Annotated in this window: 20 protein-coding genes, 2 tRNA genes and 1 pseudogene; 8 read left to right on the plus strand and 15 right to left on the minus strand. The window is 70.4% G+C overall.

Features of this window, described 5'->3' with window-relative positions; all coding sequences use genetic code 11:
- A complete protein-coding gene (locus tag ACP95_RS08775) occupies positions 1-957 on the plus strand; it encodes a DMT family transporter (protein ID WP_049980839.1) in 957 nt (318 codons plus the stop codon).
- Position 958: 1 nt separating this feature from the next.
- Here the strand turns inward: ACP95_RS08775 and bcp are convergent, their stop codons facing one another.
- Positions 959-1,417 (minus strand): thioredoxin-dependent thiol peroxidase, encoded by a 459-nt coding sequence (gene bcp, locus ACP95_RS08780; RefSeq protein WP_049980840.1) that lies wholly within the window; start codon positions 1,415-1,417, stop codon positions 959-961.
- Between the two features lie 93 nt (positions 1,418-1,510).
- On the opposite strand from bcp, the gene epsC reads away from it, so the two are divergent.
- Positions 1,511-2,380 (plus strand): serine O-acetyltransferase EpsC, encoded by an 870-nt coding sequence (gene epsC / locus ACP95_RS08785; protein ID WP_049980841.1) that lies wholly within the window; start codon positions 1,511-1,513, stop codon positions 2,378-2,380.
- A gap of 18 nt (positions 2,381-2,398) precedes the next feature.
- On the opposite strand, the gene ACP95_RS08790 is transcribed toward epsC, so the two are convergent.
- On the minus strand, positions 2,399-3,259 hold the full coding sequence (locus ACP95_RS08790; protein ID WP_049980842.1) for a DNA replication complex subunit Gins51: 861 nt from the start codon (positions 3,257-3,259) through the stop codon (positions 2,399-2,401).
- 51 nt (positions 3,260-3,310) lie between these two features.
- The gene (priS, locus tag ACP95_RS08795) at positions 3,311-4,486 is read right to left on the minus strand and encodes a DNA primase small subunit PriS (protein WP_049980843.1); all 1,176 of its coding nucleotides are present in this window, start codon (positions 4,484-4,486) and stop codon (positions 3,311-3,313) included.
- A 243-nt stretch (positions 4,487-4,729) separates the two neighbouring features.
- Here priS and ACP95_RS08800 point away from each other — a divergent pair, with 243 nt between their 5' ends.
- The 4 genes from ACP95_RS08800 (at position 4,730) to ACP95_RS16105 (ending at position 8,178) form a co-directional block, all read left to right on the plus strand.
- Entirely contained in the window at positions 4,730-5,368 is a 639-nt protein-coding gene (locus tag ACP95_RS08800; protein ID WP_049980844.1) for a 50S ribosomal protein L1, read from the plus strand.
- On the plus strand, positions 5,365-6,417 hold the full coding sequence (locus ACP95_RS08805; RefSeq protein WP_049980845.1) for a 50S ribosomal protein L10: 1,053 nt from the start codon (positions 5,365-5,367) through the stop codon (positions 6,415-6,417). The genes ACP95_RS08800 and ACP95_RS08805 overlap by 4 nt, the downstream gene beginning before the upstream one ends.
- A 9-nt stretch (positions 6,418-6,426) precedes the next feature.
- Entirely contained in the window at positions 6,427-6,765 is a 339-nt protein-coding gene (gene rpl12p / locus ACP95_RS08810; RefSeq protein WP_049980846.1) for a 50S ribosomal protein P1, read from the plus strand.
- 246 nt (positions 6,766-7,011) lie between these two features.
- Complete coding sequence (locus tag ACP95_RS16105; protein WP_202593806.1) at positions 7,012-8,178, plus strand: hypothetical protein; 1,167 nt, start codon at positions 7,012-7,014, stop codon at positions 8,176-8,178.
- A gap of 66 nt (positions 8,179-8,244) precedes the next feature.
- On the opposite strand, the gene ACP95_RS08820 is transcribed toward ACP95_RS16105, so the two are convergent.
- Positions 8,245-8,329, minus strand: a tRNA-Leu gene (locus tag ACP95_RS08820).
- A 152-nt stretch (positions 8,330-8,481) separates the two neighbouring features.
- Between ACP95_RS08820 and ACP95_RS08825 the strand changes: the two genes are divergently transcribed.
- A complete protein-coding gene (locus ACP95_RS08825) occupies positions 8,482-9,045 on the plus strand; it encodes a DUF420 domain-containing protein (RefSeq protein WP_049980848.1) in 564 nt (187 codons plus the stop codon).
- Here the strand turns inward: ACP95_RS08825 and ACP95_RS08830 are convergent, their stop codons facing one another.
- The 8 genes and pseudogenes from ACP95_RS08830 to ACP95_RS08865 all read right to left on the minus strand — a co-directional run bounded on the left by ACP95_RS08830 (position 9,046) and on the right by ACP95_RS08865 (position 15,207).
- Positions 9,046-9,588, minus strand: coding sequence for a cupin domain-containing protein (locus ACP95_RS08830; RefSeq protein WP_049980849.1), 543 nt, complete (start codon positions 9,586-9,588; stop codon positions 9,046-9,048).
- A gap of 158 nt (positions 9,589-9,746) precedes the next feature.
- Entirely contained in the window at positions 9,747-11,192 is a 1,446-nt protein-coding gene (purF, locus tag ACP95_RS08835) for an amidophosphoribosyltransferase (protein ID WP_049980888.1), read from the minus strand.
- A gap of 294 nt (positions 11,193-11,486) precedes the next feature.
- Positions 11,487-11,663, minus strand: a complete 177-nt coding sequence (locus tag ACP95_RS08840; RefSeq protein WP_049980850.1) for a 50S ribosomal protein L37e — start codon at positions 11,661-11,663, stop codon at positions 11,487-11,489.
- A complete protein-coding gene (locus ACP95_RS08845) occupies positions 11,660-11,890 on the minus strand; it encodes an LSM domain-containing protein (protein ID WP_049980851.1) in 231 nt (76 codons plus the stop codon). Before ACP95_RS08845 ends, ACP95_RS08840 begins: the two co-directional genes overlap by 4 nt.
- 79 nt (positions 11,891-11,969) lie before the next feature.
- Positions 11,970-12,773: a succinylglutamate desuccinylase/aspartoacylase domain-containing protein gene (locus ACP95_RS08850; RefSeq protein WP_049980852.1), complete on the minus strand. Its 804-nt coding sequence runs from the start codon at positions 12,771-12,773 to the stop codon at positions 11,970-11,972.
- Between the two features lie 72 nt (positions 12,774-12,845).
- Positions 12,846-13,873 (minus strand): annotated as a pseudogene (locus ACP95_RS08855) (M42 family metallopeptidase).
- A gap of 57 nt (positions 13,874-13,930) precedes the next feature.
- The gene (locus tag ACP95_RS08860) at positions 13,931-14,659 is read right to left on the minus strand and encodes a GNAT family N-acetyltransferase (RefSeq protein ID WP_049980853.1); all 729 of its coding nucleotides are present in this window, start codon (positions 14,657-14,659) and stop codon (positions 13,931-13,933) included.
- A 50-nt stretch (positions 14,660-14,709) separates the two neighbouring features.
- A complete protein-coding gene (locus ACP95_RS08865; RefSeq protein WP_049980854.1) occupies positions 14,710-15,207 on the minus strand; it encodes a DUF309 domain-containing protein in 498 nt (165 codons plus the stop codon).
- 139 nt (positions 15,208-15,346) lie between these two features.
- Here ACP95_RS08865 and ACP95_RS08870 point away from each other — a divergent pair.
- Positions 15,347-15,430, plus strand: a tRNA-Leu gene (locus ACP95_RS08870).
- 76 nt (positions 15,431-15,506) lie between these two features.
- Here ACP95_RS08870 and ACP95_RS08875 read toward each other — a convergent pair.
- From ACP95_RS08875 to ACP95_RS08885, 3 genes are read right to left on the minus strand one after another with little or no spacing between them, the layout of a single operon-like run.
- Entirely contained in the window at positions 15,507-16,145 is a 639-nt protein-coding gene (locus tag ACP95_RS08875) for a HemK2/MTQ2 family protein methyltransferase (protein ID WP_049980855.1), read from the minus strand.
- Complete coding sequence (locus ACP95_RS08880; protein WP_049980856.1) at positions 16,142-17,332, minus strand: mechanosensitive ion channel family protein; 1,191 nt, start codon at positions 17,330-17,332, stop codon at positions 16,142-16,144. The genes ACP95_RS08875 and ACP95_RS08880 overlap by 4 nt, the downstream gene beginning before the upstream one ends.
- Positions 17,333-18,199: a 16S ribosomal RNA methyltransferase A gene (locus ACP95_RS08885; RefSeq protein ID WP_049980857.1), complete on the minus strand. Its 867-nt coding sequence runs from the start codon at positions 18,197-18,199 to the stop codon at positions 17,333-17,335.
- Positions 18,200-18,248: the final 49 nt, after the last annotated feature.

Consider the following 18,248-nt stretch of genomic DNA (forward strand, 5'->3'; position numbering starts at 1 on the left):
GTGTCTCGCTACCAGGACGCCGGGCTGTTCGCGGTGCTGGCCGTCGCGTGGGGGGCGGGGTTCTCCGCCATCGAGGTCGGCCTGGAGACGATCCCGCCGATCCTGTTCGCCGGCTTCCGGTTCGACGTGGGCGCGGTCGTCACCATCGTCGCGCTCGGCGCGCTGGGGCGGCTCGACCGCCCGACGACGCGGGCCGACGCGCAGGCGATCCTCGTCGCGGCGGCGCTGCTGGTGTTCGCGAACGTGTTCTTCCTCTTCTTCGGGCAGCTCTACACCTCGGGGTCGATCGCGTCGGTGGTGTACAGCCTCAACCCCGTGCTCACCGTCGGCTTCGCCGCCCTCCTGCTCTCCGGGGGCGGGCTGGCTCCCCGCGACGCCGTCGGTGTCGCTCTCGGCCTGATCGGCGTCGTCCTGATCGCGCGCCCGTCGCCGACCGTCGTCGCCGAGCCGCCGGCCGGCGCGCCCCGGTCGCTCGACGGCGCGTTCGCGCTGCTCGGGCCCGACGGGCTCGGCGCCGCGCTGGTGTTCTGTGCGGTGATCGCCGTCGCCGCGGGCAGCGTCCTGCTGCGACGCATCGACGCGCCGATGGCGAGCCTCCCGACGACGGGCTGGGCGATGGCCGTCGGCGCGGTGATGCTCCACGCGGCCAGCCTCGCGCTGGGCGAGCCGGTGACGCTCCCCTCGGGGACGTGGACGTGGGTGGCCGTGGGCTACGTCGGCGTCGTCGCGAGTTCGATCGGCTACGGCGCCTACTTCACGCTGATGCGCCGCCGGGGGCCGTTCACCGCGAACCTCGTGAGCTACGCGGTGCCCGTCGTCGCCTCGATCACGGGGTGGGCGCTGCTGGACGAGCGGCTGCCGCCGCTGGCGGTCGCGGGGTTCGTCTGCATCCTCGCTGGCTTCCTCGTCCTGAACCGGACCGTGGTCGCCGAGGAGCTCCGGGCGCTGCGGGCCTGACTCAGTCCAGGTCGAGGTCGCCGAGGATCTCCTCGGCATGGTTCTCGGGGTCGACGCCCTCGTAGACGGCGACGACCTCGCCGTCCCGGACGACGAACGTGTTGCGGAACACGCCCATCACCTCGTTGCCGAACACGTTCTTCTCGCCGTAGGAGTCGTACGCCGCCGACACCGCGCCGTCCTCGTCAGAGAGCAGGTCGAAGGGGAGGTCGTACTTCTCGCGGAACTCGGCGAGATCGTCGACGGGGTCGTCGCTGATCCCGACGACCGAGACGCCGGCGTCCTCGTAGCGGTCCCAGTCGTCGCGGAACGAGCAGGCCTCGGTGGTGCAGCCGGGGGTGTCCGCGCGGGGGTAGAAGTACACGACCGCGTACTCGCCGGGGAGGGAGTCGAGCGAGACCGCCTCGCCGTCTTGGTTCGGGAGCGAGAACTGGGGCGCGTCGTCGCCGGGTTCGAGCATGGCCGATTTTGCGTGCGGTGGGGACTAACGCTTTCCGCTCCCGGCGGGGGAGGCAGTAAAGGGATTACCTCGCCCCACGAAACGGGCCCACGAATGACCTACGAGTACGACGGAGACGCACACACCGAACTCGTCGAATCGTACCGCGCGGACGAGCCCCCGTTCCCGACGGGCGCGGCGCCGGAGTACCCGCGCCGGGACGCCCTCCGCGACGAGCCCCCGCTACTCAAGCGACTGCTGTTCCCGCGGTGCTGGAACGGTGGCGAGCTGCTGGACGATCCGGCGGCGACGCGCGAGCAGCTGACCGAGCTCGGACGCTGCCTGCTTCGGGGGGTCGAGGCGTACTCGGGCGGCGAGGAGGCAACGACCGCGATCGTCGACGGGACGCTCGACCGGCTCCCGGCGGTCAGGCGGAAGCTGAAGCGGGACGCCGAGGCCGCGTACAAGGGCGACCCCGCGGCGACGCGGTACTGCGAGATCATCCGGTCCTACCCCGGGTTCCACGCGATCCTCACCCACCGCGTCGCCCACGGGCTGTACGAGCGCGGCTGCGTCGCCTACGCCCGCGAGCTCGCGGAGTACTCCAAGTCCGAGACGGGGATCGACATCCACCCCGGCGCCGAGATCGGCGACCACTTCTTCGTCGACCACGGCACGGGCACGGTGATCGGCGAGACGGCGACGGTCGGCGACTGGGCGCGGATCTACCAGAACGTCACGCTCGGCGCGCTGCACTTCGAGGAGGAGGAAGGCGAGGAGCACATGCTGGCGAAGGGGTACAAGCGCCACCCGGACATCGGCGACCACGTCGTCATCGGCGCCGGGAGCAACGTACTCGGCACGGTGTCGGTCGGCGACCACGTCAGCATCGGCGCGAACTCGTGGGTGACCGAGGACGTGCCGGACGACACGAGCGTGTTCGTCTCCGACCACCCGGAACAGGAACGGAAGTCGAACCGCTGATCACCGCGAAAACGGCCGCTACCAGAGCTCCTCGGCGGCCTCGCGCTGCAGCAGTGCCTCCGCGTTGTCCTCGGGGAGCGAGACCACGTCGTCGCTCTTGAGCTCGTACTCGCGGTCGTCGACGCCGAGCAGGCGTCCCACGTCCTCGGTGACGCGGACGGTCGTTCGGTCGTCGTCGCGCTCCGGCGCGTCGGCCGTCGACGACGCGGCCACGCCGCCGTCGGATCGGGGGTCGGTCGGCTCCTCGGGCGGCGCCTCCTCGGCCTCGCGGGGCGGCGCGTCCGGCGGCGCGGGGGGCGCGTCGTCCGTGTCAGCGGCCGCGTCGGCGGTCGTCCCGGTTCCAACTGCGGGCTCGTCGCGGGACGGGCTTCCGTCGGCGCTCGGCGGGGCCGGCTCGTCCGCGCTCGGTTCGGCAGACTCCTCGGTCGTCGACTCGGTGGGTTCGGGCTGGGCGCCGGGGGCGCCGACCGACGACGCGGGCACGCTGTCGCCCTCGCCGGCGAGGATGTCGAGCACCCGCGAGCGGTTCTCGCCGATGCGGCCGACCATGTCCTCGAACAGGTCCCGCTCCTGGGTGGTGAGCCCCTCCTCCTCGACGGGCATGTCGGCGGCGGCGAAGGAGGCCATCTTCACGACTTTCCCGACCCGGCGCTCGTAGATTGCCTCGACCACGTCCTCCGCGCGCTCGATGTCGTCGGTGAGCTGGGACACCTCCGGGTCCGAGAACGGGTCGTCGGTGTCGTCGGCGACGCGGTCGCGTTCCTCCTTCAGCTCCTCGATGTAGGCCGCCACGTCCTCGTAGAAGGAGTCCCGCAGGTGCTGGAGGCTGTCCTTCTGACGCTCCTTGCTTTGGACGGTCTGGAGTTCGTCGATGTCCATGTGTGGTGTGATCGCGCGTGTCCCGCCGCGGTGACCTGCGGGCCCGTTCGTCTACTCTGTGGCTTTCTCGGCGCGCCCCCTCGCCATGAGGAACACGCCGACGTACTCTTCCACTGATTGCGGACCGGGGTCCATAGCTGTTTCGGCGCCCAGGTCGACCGGCCCCGGCTCGGTCACGTCCACCATGATGCGCTGGCCGCGGAACCGGTCGGCGACGGCGTCCTCGAGCGGGTCGAAGTCGGCGAGCTCGTCCGGCGCGATCGGTTTCACGACGAACCCCGTGCCGCCGTGGAGCGTCCCCGGGAGCCTGATCAGCCGGCGCACGTCGGTGGTGACCGGCTCGTCGATAGGCGCGGTCTCGTTCCCGACGACCTGGGCGGTCAGCGCCTCGACCAGCTTCCGGAGCCCCGGGCCGCCGGCCTCGACGTTCCCCTCGCGGATCGCTTCGGGGTTGCGTTCGACGGCGTCGAGGATGGTGCCCGCGCGGCCGTCGCCGATCCCGTCGAACGCGGTGAGCTCCTCGGTCGCGTCCTCGCGGTCCATCTCCCGCAGGTCGGCGACGAACTCGACGAGTTCGCGGTGGACGCGCCGGCCCCACCCGCCGCCGGTTTTGAGTTCGCGGCGGGTCGTGCCGCCGTGGGAGACCGTGCGGATCAGGTCGTCGCGGTCGAGGTCGACCGCTCGCAGGTAGTCGACGATCTCGCGGCGCGCCTCGCTGTCGAGTTCGAGCAGCGCGTCGTTCCTGACGTGGACGTGGTAGCCGCGGCCGCCGGAGAACACGATCAGCAGCTCGTCGTCGTCGAAGCCGAAGTCCTCGCGGAGCAGGTCGAGCAGGCGCTGGAGCGCGTCCTTGCAGGCCGCGAGCATCTCGGCGTAACTGGCTTCCTCCTCGTCGACGCCGGGGAGGTGGTCGGCGTCGAGGTCGAACACGAGGTCCGCGCCGCGCCAGCCCTTCTCGGGCATCTGCCGCGCGCCGGGGTCGTCGTAGCGCGCCGCCGAGAAGTAGGCGTGGCGGGGCGCCTCCCGCTCGAGGAACTCCCGGACCGACTGGGCGTCCCCGCCCATGTCCAGCAGCGAGCGGTGGCGCACCATCGTCGTCCCGTCGCTCTCGGTGTAGGGAATGTGCCCCCACTCGCGGGCGTCGGGCGCCGGCGGGACCGACAGGTCGGCGTCGGCGTAGTAGTCGCCGAAGCGACCCCGGAGGTAGCTTCGCGTGCGGTCCTCCATCTCTGTGCCCGCTTGTGTGGTTCGGGGTTTAGGCCTTGCTGTCGGTCGCGGGCCCGTCCTCGAGCCGTCGTCGACGTCGCCACGGGACGCGGTCACAGGGTTCGAGTCGGCGCCATCCGCGGGTTTCGACGGCTCTCCAGTTCGACGGCTTTAAGTCTCGCATCGCCGTCTTCTCCGACGAGACAGGCGTAGCCTGTTTCACTCACCCGTAGGAGCCGCCTACGCGTACTACGGAGGTGAAAGATGGCAGATTCAATAGAGGAAGCAGTATCCCGCGCACTCGAGGACGCCCCGGCTCGGAACTTCACCGAGACGGTCGACCTCGCGATCAACCTGCGCGACATCGACCTGAACGACCCGTCCAACCGGGTCGACGAGAGTGTCGTTCTCCCGTCCGGTACCGGACAGGAGACCCGTATCGTCGTCTTCGCGACCGGTGAGACCGCCGTTCGTGCGGAGGACGTCGCCGACGAGGTGCTCGGCCCCGACGAGCTCGAGGACCTCGGCGACGACGACGACGAGGCCAAAGACCTCGCCGACGAGACGGATTTCTTCATCGCGGAGGCCGCGATGATGCAAGATATCGGCCGCTACCTCGGGACCGTGCTCGGTCCGCGAGGGAAGATGCCGACCCCGCTCCAGCCCGACGACGACGTGGTGGAGACGGTCGAACGGATGAAGAACACCGTTCAGATCCGGTCCGGCGACCGCCGGACGTTCCACACCCGCGTCGGCGCCCAGGACATGACGCCCGAGGAGGTGTCGAACAACATCGACGTGATCGTTCGACGCCTCGAGGCTGACCTCGAGAAGGGCCCCCTCAACATCGACTCCATCTTCGTGAAAACGACGATGGGGCCGGCCGTGGAGGTGCCCGCATGAGCGAAGCCGAGGACGTCCGCAAAACCGAGACGGTGCCCGAGTGGAAGCAGGCGGAGGTCGACGAGCTCGTCGACTTCCTCGAGCGCTACGACGCCGTCGGCGTCGTCGGCGTCACGGGCATCCCCTCGCGACAGCTCCAGAGCATGCGCCGCGGGCTCCACGGCACCGCCGAGGTGCGCATGAGCCGCAACACGCTCATGACCCGCGCCGTCGAGCAGGTCGACGAGGGGCTCGAGCAGCTCGCCGCCGAGATCGCCGGCGAGGTCGCCTTCGTCGGCACGAACGACAACCCGTTCGGGCTGTTCAAGGAGCTCGAAGCCTCGAAGACCCCGGCGCCCATCGGCGCCGGCGAGACCGCGCCCAACGACATCGTCATCCCCGAGGGTGACACCGGGATCGACCCCGGCCCGTTCGTGGGCGAGCTGCAGTCGATCGGCGCCTCCGCGCGGATCATGGAGGGGTCGATCAAGGTCACCGAGGACTCCCACGTGCTCGACGCCGGCGAGGTCGTCTCGCAGGACCTGGCGAACGTGCTCGCCGAGATGGGGATCGAGCCCAAGGAGGTCGGTCTCGACCTGCGCGCCGTGTACGCCGACGGCGTGCTGTTCGAGCCCGACGAGCTCGAGATCGACGTCGACGAGTACCGCGAGGACATCGAGGCCGCCGCCGCGGCGGCTCGGAACCTCTCGGTCAACGCGGCCTACCCGACCGCCGAGAACGCGGGCACGCTGCTCGCGAAGGCGGCCGGCCAGGCCAAGTCCGTCGGCCTCGAGGCGACGATCGTCAACGAGGATCTCGCCCCCGATCTGATCGGGAAAGCCGACGCACAGCTGCGTGCGCTGGCGGCCCAGATCGACGATCAGGAGGCGCTCCCCGAGGAGCTGCAGGGCGTCGAAGCCCCGGCAGTCACCGAGGAGACCGACGACGAGGAGGACGCACAGGACGACGAAGCAACGGACGCCGAGGACGCCGACGACTCCGAGCCGGAGGACGACTCCGACGACGACGGGAGCGACGGCGGCGAAGGGCTCGGCGAGATGTTCGGGTAACTCAGTACAATGGAATACGTTTACGCTGCACTCACGCTGAACGAATCGGGCGAGGAGATCAACGAGGAGAACGTCACCGCGGTGCTCGAAGCCGCGGGCGTCGACGTCGAGGAGTCCCGCGTCAAGGCCCTCGTGGCCGCGCTGGAGGACGTCGACATCGAGGAGGCCATCGAGACGGCCGCCGCCGCCCCCGCCGCGGGCGGTGCGGCCGCCGGCGGCGCCAGCGAGGCCGACGCCGAGGCCGACGAGGAAGCCGAGGAGGCCGACGAGGAGGAGGCCGAGGCCGAGGAAGAGGACGAGGAGGAAGAAGGCGACGGCGGCGAAGGCCTCGGCGAGCTGTTCGGTTAAACGGCAGCTCCCTCTTCGACTCCGACAGTTCCGTTTTTCTTTCGACTGTCCCGACAGCGGCGCCGACGGCCGCGGAGCGGTCGCGCTGCGGTGGCTGCGCTCGTCGATCGACGCCGCTGCCGACCGCCGAACCAACTACCGACCGGCACCGTCCGGGACGAGATCACTACGGCGCTGGGGCGAACCAGGTTCCACGGCGACAGTACGAGTGCCATAACAAACTCCGCGGTAGCCCTCGTCGGGGGTATGCAGCGAGATCAGCGATCGACCCACACGAGGCGGCGATCGTTCCTCGGCGGTCTCGGTGTCGCCGTGACCGGACTCGGCGTCGCGTCACAGTCCGGCGCGGCGGCCGACGCCGCGGGCGACAGCACCGCCGAGTTCGTCGTCGAGCAGGGCGAGGACTGTGTTCCAGTCGTTCCGCTCTCCGGCGACGTGCCGATCGAGGAGCGCTACGGCTGGGCCGTCGAGGGCGCCGACTACAGCGCGACGGGGCTCGTGGGGCTGCAGCGCCCCGACACGAGCGTCCTGTTCCTCTACGACGGCCCGAACGGGCTGAGCCTCGTCGTCGTCCACGACAAGTACGGTGACGGGACCGACGGCGGCTCCGTGACGTTCGAGTTCGCCGGCCTCCCGCTGGACGGCCAGTGGGTCGTCCAGGACGACTACTACGACGGCGAGTCGAACTACGACCAGTGGCGTCGCGACGGCACCGAGGCGACCGTCGACTGGACGTGGGGCGAGAGCCGGACCGACGGCGGCGCGTTCCGCGGACTGGGAACCGACCCGGATCTGGCGCTCCGGATCGACCCGTCGTTCAACGCCGACGCCACGCTGTACGGCGTGTACTACGACGGTGAACTCACGGCCTGGGAGGTGGTCTCGGCGTCGGCGGACGGCCGGACCCGGACCACGCTCGCGCTCGACGAGCCGATCGTCGTCCGTCGCGGCGGCTGTTCGACCGACGAGGGCGGCGACGACGGTGAGGGGAGCGAGGACGACGAGAGTACGGACGACGGTGACGACAGCGAGGAGGAAGAAGAGGAGGAAGAGGAAGAAGAGGAAGAGGAGGAGGAGGAAAAAGAGGAAGAAGAGGAAGAAGAGGAGGAGGAGGAAGAAGAGGAAGAAGAGGAGGAGGAGGAAGAAGAGGAAGAGGACGACGACGATGACGACGACGACGACGACGACGATGACGACGACAAACCTGGGAAACGCAAGGGCCACGAGAAGGACCGGGGGAAGGGTCACGACCGCGGGAAGGGGAACGGTCACGACGGCAACACGCACCTGGCAAGGGCAACGGGAACGGCAAGAGCGGGGGGAAGGGCGAAGGCAAAAACGAGGGTAAGGGATGAGGCGGGATCTCGAGTAGCGGTTCGGCTCGGGGGCTCGAGCGACGGCCGCCACCGGTGATAAGCGCCGGAGCCCTGGATCGACGGAAACGCCTCTGGGAAGGTGATTTTCTGAGGTAAAGCGGTATGCGTGGGACCGGATTTGAACCGGCGGACCTCTACAGGACAGCGCCCTCAACGCTGCGCCGTTGGCCTAGCTTGGCTACCCACGCACTCGTGTGCTTGCTGCACTCCATCGTTGCCGTCGGGCCAGTAAAAGGGCTTCCCTTTCCCCTCGGGCGACGGCGCCGTCCGGCGGGGCCGGCCGGGCGGTCGGCGATGCCGTCGCCACACGTTTAATCCCCTCCCGGGACGAGGGTCAGGTATGAACCTCCGTGCCGCCGTTCGAGACCACACCCTCGCTACCGCGACGGCGCTGTCCGTCGTCGCACTCGCACTGGTGTTCGCCGCCGCGCTGCGAGTCATTCCCCCCGAGGCGCTCCCGCGGGCGCCGTCGGCCGTCGTCGACGCGATTCCGCACGTCAACGCGTTCGTCAGTGCGGTCGCGTTCGTGCTGATCGTCGTCGGCGTCCGCGCCATCCGCGGCGGCGACGTGGAGCGCCACCGCAAACTCATGGGCACGGCCTTTGGCCTGTTCGTCGTGTTCCTCGTCGGCTACCTCTACCGGGTCGCCCTGATCGGCCCGACGGAGTTCCCCGGATCGGGGCTGATCGAGACCGTCTACTTCGCCATCCTCGGGATCCACATCACGCTCGCGGTGGTCTCCGTGCCGCTGCTGTTCTACACGCTGCTGCTCGCCTGGAGCCACCCTGTGAGCGAGATCCCGTCGACGAACCACCGGCGGGTGGGGAAGGTCGCGGCGCCGCTGTGGGCGATCTCCTTCGCGCTCGGCGTCGTCGTCTACCTGCTGATCTACGTCCTCGCCTGACTACGCCCACTGCGGCGTCGCTCGCTCGGCGCCACAGTCCGGACAGACCACGACCGTCTCGCCTTCGTTCTCCCCGGCTGCGACCTTCAGCTCCCCGCGCTCACACTCTGGACAGCCTCGCGTCCGGTGCTCGCCGGCACACTGCGGACACGCGAGCAGCAGTTCGCCGTCCCACTCGGGGGCGAGTCCACGGTGGTCGCAGTCCGGGCAGGCGAGCGGGACGCGCACCGCCTCGCTCCCCTTCGGCGCGCCGATCGCGAGCACGACCGCCGGCGAGTCGCCGTCGTTCGCGCCGGTCTGGTACTCGCCGGGCGCGAACCGCACGGCCTCGCCCGCGTCGACGACCGCCGGCTCAGCGAGGGTTTCGAACCGGACCGTGCCGTCGAGGACGACGAACACCTCCTCCTGATCGAGGTGGGTGTGGAGCCCGCCCGGCAGCCCTTCGCCCGGCGCCAGCCGGTAGCGGTTGATCGCCACGTCGGTCGTTCCGAGCCCCTCCGAGAGCGACGCTCGATCCGCGTCGTCCGGGGAGAACGTCTCCATACGCGAACGTCCGCACGGGTCCTCAAAAACCTCGGCCGAGCGTATCAGTCGTCACGGAAGCGCGGCTGACAGTCGCCAGGACTTGGTCGTCACAGAAGCGCGGCTGACAGTTGCCGGCGCTTGGTCGTCACAGACACGCGGCTGACAGTCGCCGCGCTTCAGTCGTCGGCCACGACGCCGCCGTCGATCCCCGGCCGGCTCACGTCGCGGTCGGTCTCCTCGCCGTCGATGTCGTAGGGGTACTCGCCCGTCACACAGCCTAGGCAGAGGTCCGCACGGGACTCGCCCAGCACCTCGGCGACGCCGTCGACCGAGAGGTAGGAGAGTGAGTCGGCGCCGACGGTCTCGCGGATCGCCGCGGTGTCCTGGTCCGCGGCGATCAGCTCCTCGCGGGAGGCCATGTCGATCCCCATGTAGCAGGGTGCGACGATCTGTGGCGCGCCGATCCGGAGGTGGACCTCCGCGGCGCCGGCCTCCTCCAGCAGCGAGACCAGCTGCGTCGACGTCGTCCCGCGGACGATGCTGTCGTCGATGAGCGTCACCGACTTCCCCTCGACCGTCGAGCGGATCGGGTTGAGCTTCAGCCGGACCGCCTGCTCGCGCTGGTCCTGGGTCGGCATGATGAACGTCCGGCCGACGTAGCGGTTCTTCATCAGCCCCTCGGCGAACTCCGGGGCGTCGTCGCCGAGCGCCTCGTTCGCGGCCTCCGCGTAGCCGGTCGCGAACGCGCGCCCGGAGTCGGGCACGGGCATCACCACGTCGCTCTCGACGCCCGACTCCGCCCAGAGGCGCGCGCCGAGGTCGCGGCGCGTGTCGTAGACGAGCTCCTCGTCGATCACGGAGTCCGGGCGGGCGAAGTAGACGTGCTCGAAGAAGCAGTGGGCGGTGTTGGACTCCTCGACCAGCTGGTAGCTCTCGTAGCCGCTGCCGTCCGGATCCAGCAGGACCAGCTCGCCCGGCTTCACGTCGCGGATCAGCTCGCCGCCGAGCGTGTCGATCGCCGCCGACTCGCTGGCGAGCACGTAGCCGTCGTCGAGTTCGCCGAGACAGAGCGGGCGGTTCCCCTGGGGGTCCCGAATGCCCAGGACGGTCTCGTCGTGCATCACCGTCAGCGCGTAGGAGCCGTGGATGCGGTCCATCGTGCGCTTGACCGCGCGGACGAGGTCCGAATCGAGCAGGTTCCGCGCGAGGTCGTGGGCGATCACCTCGGTGTCGCCGTCGGAGGTGAACGCGTGGCCCTCGCCGGCCAGCTCCTCGCGGATCTCGCCGGCGTTGACCAGGTTCCCGTTGTGGGAGAGCGCCAGCGACCCCGAGCGGAAGGAGACCGTGAACGGCTGGGCGCAGGCCTCGTCGACGCTGCCGGCCGTCGGGTAGCGCACGTGACCGACGCCGTTCTCGCCCTGCAGGCCGTCGAGGTCGGCCTCCTCGAACGCCTCGCCCACCAGCCCCATCTCGACGTGATCGTGCTGCTGGAACCCGTCGTGGGTGACGATCCCCGCGGACTCCTGCCCGCGGTGCTGGAGCGCGTACAGCCCGTAGTAGCAGGGGCGTGCGGCCCCGCGGTCCTCGAGCGCGACGCCGACGACGCCGCATTTGTCTCGCATCCCGTCCTCGCCGGCCGGCCTCCCAGCCGAACCCTCGTGCATACCTCTCGCTCCGGGTTCGGGAACCAAAAACCCCCGCTATCGTGCTACATCTTCGCCGTCATCTCCAGAGAGTATACAGTATCGTGTATACCCGTCGGCGTCGGCGACGCCGTCGCTGTGGGGTATCGACGTCGACGACGCTGTCGCTGAGGATGTATCGCCGCTGACGACGCCGTAGCTGGTGACTCGACGACGGCGGGAGTCGATAGCGCGATCGCTATCGAGTCTCGAGAACGGCCGCAGAGAGAAGCCTCAGTTGTCGCCGCTCTTCGACTGCCACGCGTAGTCGCGTCGCTTCGCCGACTTGCCGAAGCCACACGACGAGCAGACCTTCTTCTTCGTGTGGTAGGACTTCTCGCCGCAGCGTCGACATTTCGTGTGGGTCGTGGTGTTCTTCTTCCCCTGGCTCGGTGTTCCTGCGCCGGTCATAGAGTTACCGAAACGACGTTGTCCCCACGGATAATCGTTGTGTTGTCCACTTCCTCGACGTCGAGTTCGCCCAGCACGGCGTCGCTCGCGTCAGCGCCTTCGAGCACGACGTTCATGTGCTGGTCGTAGCCCGCGAGCGTCCCGTAGAAGGACTCGCCGTCCTTCAGATGGACCGTCACCGGTTCCGAGAGCGACTCCTCGAGCACGTCGAGCGGGCGTCCACTCATGGTCACCCAAACCCCGGTGCCGGAAATAAACGTACCGAACCGCCGACGCCGCGTTCGCCGCCCGACGGCGTCGATCCGGCTACTCGATGGTGCCGACGGCCTCGGCGGCGTAGCCGAAGATGTCGTCGTACCCCTCCGCCGAGAGGAGGACGGGGTAGAACGGCTCGTCGGCGGTCAGCGCCTCGCCGTCGGCCAGTGCGAACCGCTCGCCGGCGTCGACGCGCTCGAAGTTCGGCACGACCACGTCGTACTCCTTCCCCGGCGGCTTCGCGATGGGGCCGTCGAGGCGGAACACCTGCACCTCGTCGCGGCCCGGCTGGGCGAGGCGGTCGTCCGCGGTCGGCACGGACAGCGCGTTCGTCGCCGCGAGGAACGAGCGCGTGAGCCAGTAGGCGTTGTCGGCGGCCTCGTCGGTCCCCTGGAGGCCGCACTCCAGTTCGATCGTGTGAGCGTGCTCGACCAGCCGGCCGTCGGTGTAGTTGTCGGTCTCGATCAGCACGTCGACGGGTAGAAGCGGAGCGAGCGAGCGCGCGATCTCGTCGACGGTGTCGATCACCGCGATCGGTTCGGCGTACGACTGGGTGGAGTGCAGCGCCAGCACCGTACAGCCCTGCACCTCGCGGGCGAGCTCGTGGGCCAGCCGCGACTCGTGGGTGTCGCCGTCGGGATCGCCCGGGAACGCGCGGTTGAGGTCCTCCTCGAGGAACCGTTCGCCGGCCTCCAGCGCCTCCTCGTTGGCGACGATCAGCTTCACCGGCCGCTCGACCTCGGGGTCGTCGTCGATCAGGCGCTCGACCGCCCGCACCCCACACGGCTCGTCGCCGTGGATCCCGGCGACGACGGCCAGTTCGGGCTGCCCCTCACCCAACTGGTGAATCTGCATACACTCTCCCACGGGGTGAACGTGCAAGAAGGGCTCGGCTTCGGCCGCAGTCGCCGGGAACGGTCCCCTCGGTCAGTCGACGAGCTCGCCGGTCCGGGAAAGCGCCGCCGCGAGCAGGTCGACCGTCGCCGTCAGGTCGTCGCGGTGGGCGGTCTCGACCGGCGAGTGGTGGTAGCGCACGGGCACCGAGAGCGCCCCGGAGAGCACGGCGCCGCCGGCGTTCTGGAGCGCGCCGGTGTCGGTGCCGATGTTCCACGCGACCTCGCGCTGGTGCTCGACGCCCTCCTCCTCGGCCACGTCGGTCAGCCAGTCGACGACCGCGGGGCTCGGGATCACGGAGGCGTCCTTCCGCTTGATGCCGACGCCGTCGCCGAGGCTGGTGATCGTCTCGGCGTCGTCGACGCCGGGCACACTCCGTTCGAGCGTTCCGTCGAGCGCGACGACGAGATCCGGGTCGAACCGCTCGTCCGTCGCGACCGCGCGGGCGCCGCGCAGGCCCACCTCCTCCTGCACCGTCGCACAGAAGTGGACCGTCGCGTCGGGCTCGGCCACGCGGGCGGCCGCGAGCATCGCGTACACGCCCGCCCGGTCGTCCAGCGCCTTCCCCGTCACGCAGTCACCCAGCACCCGTGGGTCGGTGTCGAGCGTGACCACGTCGCCGACGGAGACGGCCTCGGCGGCGGCGTCGCCGTCCAGTCCCAGGTCGACCGCGAGGTCGTCGACCCCCTCCACGTCGTCCTCGTCGCGGGTGTGGGCCGGCTCGGCGCCGATGACCCCGGCCACCTCGCCGTCGTCGGTGTGGACGGTCACTGCTTGGGCCCGCAGGATCTGGGCGTTCCAGCCGCCCAGGGAGTCGAGTTTCAGGAACCCGTCGTCGGTGACCCGCGAGACCATGAACCCGATCTCGTCCACGTGGGCGGCGACGACGACCTCGCGGTCGCCCTCGCCGTCGACCGTTCCGACGACGTTGCCCATCGCGTCCGTCCGGAGTCGGTCGACTTCCGGTCCGAGCGCCGCGCGGACCACCTCGCGGACGCCGTCCTCGTAGCCGACGGGCCCGCGGCCGCCGAGAGGTCGAACAGCAGGTCGCGGTCGTGCATACCCGAGGCTGGCCCGGCGCGGCCAAAGGCGCTCCGGTCGGGGCGACCGTCGCCGGCTCAGGGGAGCCGGGCGAACCGCCAGAGGGCGGTGTTCCGGACGAACCCCAGCGACTCGTAGAACCCCGACCGGTCGGCGGTCGCACAGACGACGATTCGGGCCGGGGGGAGCGGGCAGCGATCGACGAGCGTCCGGAGCAGCGCCGATCCGACGCCCTCGCTCTGTGCCCCGGGACGGACGCCGACGTGGGTCAGCCGAGCCACGGGGTCGTCGGCGCCGCCGTGGACGTACCAGCCGGCGGCCCCGACCGGTTCGCCGTCGCGGACCGCGACCAGCTCCTGGCCACCCAGCGCGCTCGCGACCGCGGCGGCGTACGCGACGCCTTCGGGGTCGCGGCCGACCGACTCGTGGACGGCGCGGGCGGCGTCGCTGCCGTGCGATCGAACGTCGAACCGCAGGGCGTCCGGGGCCGCGCGGGCGTCGACGTCGTGGGCGACCAGCGCCCAGTAGTCCTCGCGCTCGTAGCCTCGCGCTCTGGCCAGCGGCGCGAGTCGGGCCGCCGTCTCGGCGTCGACGCCGGCGACGACGCGCTGTGGGCGGTCGTGCCGCTCGAACAGCGCGTCAACTCGATCAAGGAGCGCGCGGGCGGCCCCATCGCGCGTCGGCCGACTCGGCGTCTCGACGGCCGGGAGCCGCGCGTCGAGCAGTTGGGTCGCCGCCGCTCTGTGTTCGTGGGTCGAGTCGTGGACGAACGTCCCGAACCGGGTGTCGGTCTCGTCGGCGAGCACCCGGCGTTTGGCGTACTCGGCGTCGGCGACGCGCTGGGGGGGCGAGCACGTCAGCCCAGCCCCGCCGCGTACTCGTAGTCGGCGGGGTAGGCGTCCGGGGTGTGGTCGTCGATGGCGATGCGCCAGTCGTCGATCAGGGCCGGTTCGAAGATCGCGACCAGCAGGCGGCGCCGGACGGCGGCCACGTCGACGCCGTAGAAGTCGTCGGGGACGCCGTGGAGGTACTCGAGCGCGGTGGAGAACAGCGAGCGCATCCCGGCGTCGCCGGCGTCGGCGCCCCGGCCGCAGTCTGCGGCGTGTTTGTGCGTCCCGGCGGCGACCTGCTGCATCCCGTGGCAGAACGCCGACTCCGCCGTGCCGCGGCCGTAGTTGTACCACTCGAACTTGAAGCAGTCGTAGCTCTCGGTGTAGGCGCCGTCGTTGTAGAGGCGCACGCCGTGTTCGGCCGCCCGGCGGAGCGTCGCGTGCTCCCAGCGGCGGTCCTCGCGCCACCCGGTGGGGTTCCCCAGCGGCGGCGCCACGCCGGGGTCGCGGGTGTGCTCGTCCATCGTCCGAGATGTAGTGGCGGTGGGGGCGTGAAACTATCGCCGGGCCGAGCAGGCGCCAGTACGAACCAACCGACGGACCGACGGCGGTCGGTCCGAACCGGTGGCTTAAACCCCGACGGCCCGTTTCCACGGACTGCGTGCGAGGGTAGCCAAGCTGGGAAACGGCGGCGGACTCAAGATCCGCTCCTGTAGAGGTCCAAGGGTTCAAATCCCTTCCCTCGCACTGGCACACAGTGCGGGAGGACGCTCACAGAGCGTTCTTCCCTCGCAAAACTTCGACGGTACTCGACTAGCGGCAGCTACTCGATCTTCCCGCTCGACGGCTTCCCACAGATCGAGAACCGCGTCAGCCGCAGGATCGACAGCGTCTCGAAGGGGTAGGACTCCTGTCGCACTTCTTCCGGAACGAAGCCGGCGTCGCGAACCAGCTCCTCGACCTCCTCGTAGCCGGCGAGCGAGGAGACGAGCAGCAGCGCCTGCCCGCCGGGCGCGAGCACGCGCCCGAGATCGTCGAGGAACGGCGCGATCAGTTCGCGGCCGCTCTCGCCGCCGGAGAGCGCCTGCTCCATCCAGTCGTCCCACTCGTTCTCCGGGTCGGTCGGGAGGTACGGCGGGTTGAACAGCACCGTGTCGAAGCTCCCGTCGCCGAACGCGTCGAGCAGGTTCGTCCGGACCGTCTCGATGCCGCGTTCGCGGGCCTGCCGGCAGGCGTGGGGGTTCACGTCGGCGGCGACGACCGACGGGACGTGGGGGCCGACCTGCTCGGCGACCCAGCCCGAGCCGGTGCCGACCTCCAGCGTCCGCCCGCGGGCGAACTCCTCGGCGGCGTCGGCGAGCAGTCCCGAGTCCTCCGCGGGCTGGTACACGTTCGTCTCCTGGCCGCGGCGGTCCGCGAGCTTGGTCGCCGTCGATTCGTCGTCGGGCTCGTTCGCGGTCATTCGTCGCCCCCGTCGTCGCCGGAGCCGTCCGCGGCGGCCGCCTCGCGCTCGACGCGGTCGTCGTCGCCGCCGTCGCCGTCGTCACGCTCGCCGTCGGCGGCTACCCCGGAGACCGCGAGGCTCTCGGCCTCGGCCCGCCCGGAGAGTTCGCGCTGCGGGAACGGGATCTTGATCCCCTCGGCGGCGAACGCCTCCTTGACCGCCGCGATGACCTCCGTCCGGGCCTTCCACATCTTCCGGGCGCTGGGGTTGTCGATGTAGTAGCGCAGGCGGAGCACGACGCTCGAGCCGCCGAACTCCGCGAGCACGACGTTGGGGTCGGGGCGCTCCATCGGCGTCTCGGTTTCCGCCATCGCCGCGGCGGCGACCTCCATCGCGTGCTCCACGTCGGTGTCGTAGTCGACGCCCACGTCGGTCTCGAGGCGCAGTCGGCCCTTCCGGGAGCGGTTGCGCACCTCCGTGTCGGTGACGATGTCGTTGGGGATCATCACGTACTCCTCGTCGAACGTGCGGATCTGGGTGTTGAACACGCTGATGTCGGTGACGATCCCCTCCTCGTCGCCGATGACGACCCAGTCGCCGAGATCGAACGGCCGGGAGAACAGCACGACGAAGCCCGCGAGCACCGCGCCGAGGGTCTGTCGCGCCGCGAGGCCGATCACGACACCCGCGGCGCCGGCGCCGAGCAGCAGCTGGCTCGGGTCGACGTTCCAGATCCCCAGCACGACCAGCACGGCCATCCCGAAGATCAGCAGCTGGACGACGTGGTGAGCGACCTCCTGCTGGTGGTCGGTGATGGCGCCGCGCTCCTTCGAGAGCCGCCGGATGCTGTTCTTGGTGAACCGCGTCAGCAGGTACGCGGCGACGAGGATGACGCCGCTCAGTACGGTCGCGACGACCTGCTGTCGGGAGGGGTCGATCTGGGCGAACCCCTGTTCGAGCAGCCAGCCCGCCCGCCAGACCGTCACCAGGAACATCGCCGTCAGGGCGGTCGCGAGCGCGACGACGGTCGCCTGCACCGACTCCGCGACGGCCTCGTCGACGTGCTGTTTCAGTCGGGCGCCGAGCGTCCGGACGCCGACGCTGAGCCCCGCGAACAGCGCCAACACGAGCACCGTCGCCAGGATCCGGGCCTCCGTCGACACGGTCGCCGACCAGATCAGCTCGCGGAGGGTGTGCGTCGACATTCAGCCACCCCCCTCGACGCCGGGGTCGACCTGCCGGGCCAGCGCCGCCAGCTCGGCGAACTCGGCGGGCGTGACGGTGCCCGCGCGCCGGCTCATCAGCGACTCGTCGGCCGCGTCGACGACCGCGTCCGGCGTCTCGAGCCCGGAGATGTGGCCGGTGTTCCGCACCGCGTTGCGCATCGTCTTCCGGCGCTGGGTGAACAGCGCCTTCACGAACCGGAGGAAGAAGTCCTCGTCGGCCACTTCGTACTCGGGCTCGCGGGGCGTACAGCGCACGACCGCGCTGTCGACCCGCGGTCGCGGGTCGAACGCCTCCGCGGGCACGTGCTCGACGATCTCCACGTCGGCGTAGTGCTGGGCCGACACCGAGAGCCGCCCGTAGTCGTCGTCGCCGGGCTCGGCGACCATGCGCTCGGCGAACTCCCGCTGGAACATCAACACCAGCGGACGCTTCCGCGGGAGGAGGTCGAACGCGATCTCCGAGGAGGCGCCGTACGGGAGGTTCGACACCGAGGCCGAGAACTCGGGGAGGTCGACCGCGAGCGCGTCGCCGGCGATCACCGTTAGCTCGCCGGCGTCGATGGCCGCGGTGAACTCCTCGCGTAGGAACGCGACGAGGTCCGGGTCGCGCTCGACGACGGTCACCTCGCCGCCCTCGGGCGCCGCTGCAAGCAGCCGGTCGGTGAGTGCCCCCGTCCCGCCGCCGATCTCCAGTACGTGTGAGCGGTCGGCCGACTCGGGGAGGTAGCCCGGGAGCCGGTCGAGCACCCGGTCGTCGACCAGGAAGTGCTGATCGAACTCCGGGTTCCCCCGCTTGGCACGGCGGATGAGGGCGTCGGGATCCCGAGGGTCGTCGGGGCCAGTCATTACCCGCGGTAGCGGGCCGTCGGCGTTAAAAGCCCCGCTCCGGCCCCGT

Source organism: Halolamina rubra, assembly GCF_000739555.1.
In the GTDB taxonomy this organism is placed as follows: domain Archaea; phylum Halobacteriota; class Halobacteria; order Halobacteriales; family Haloferacaceae; genus Halolamina; species Halolamina rubra.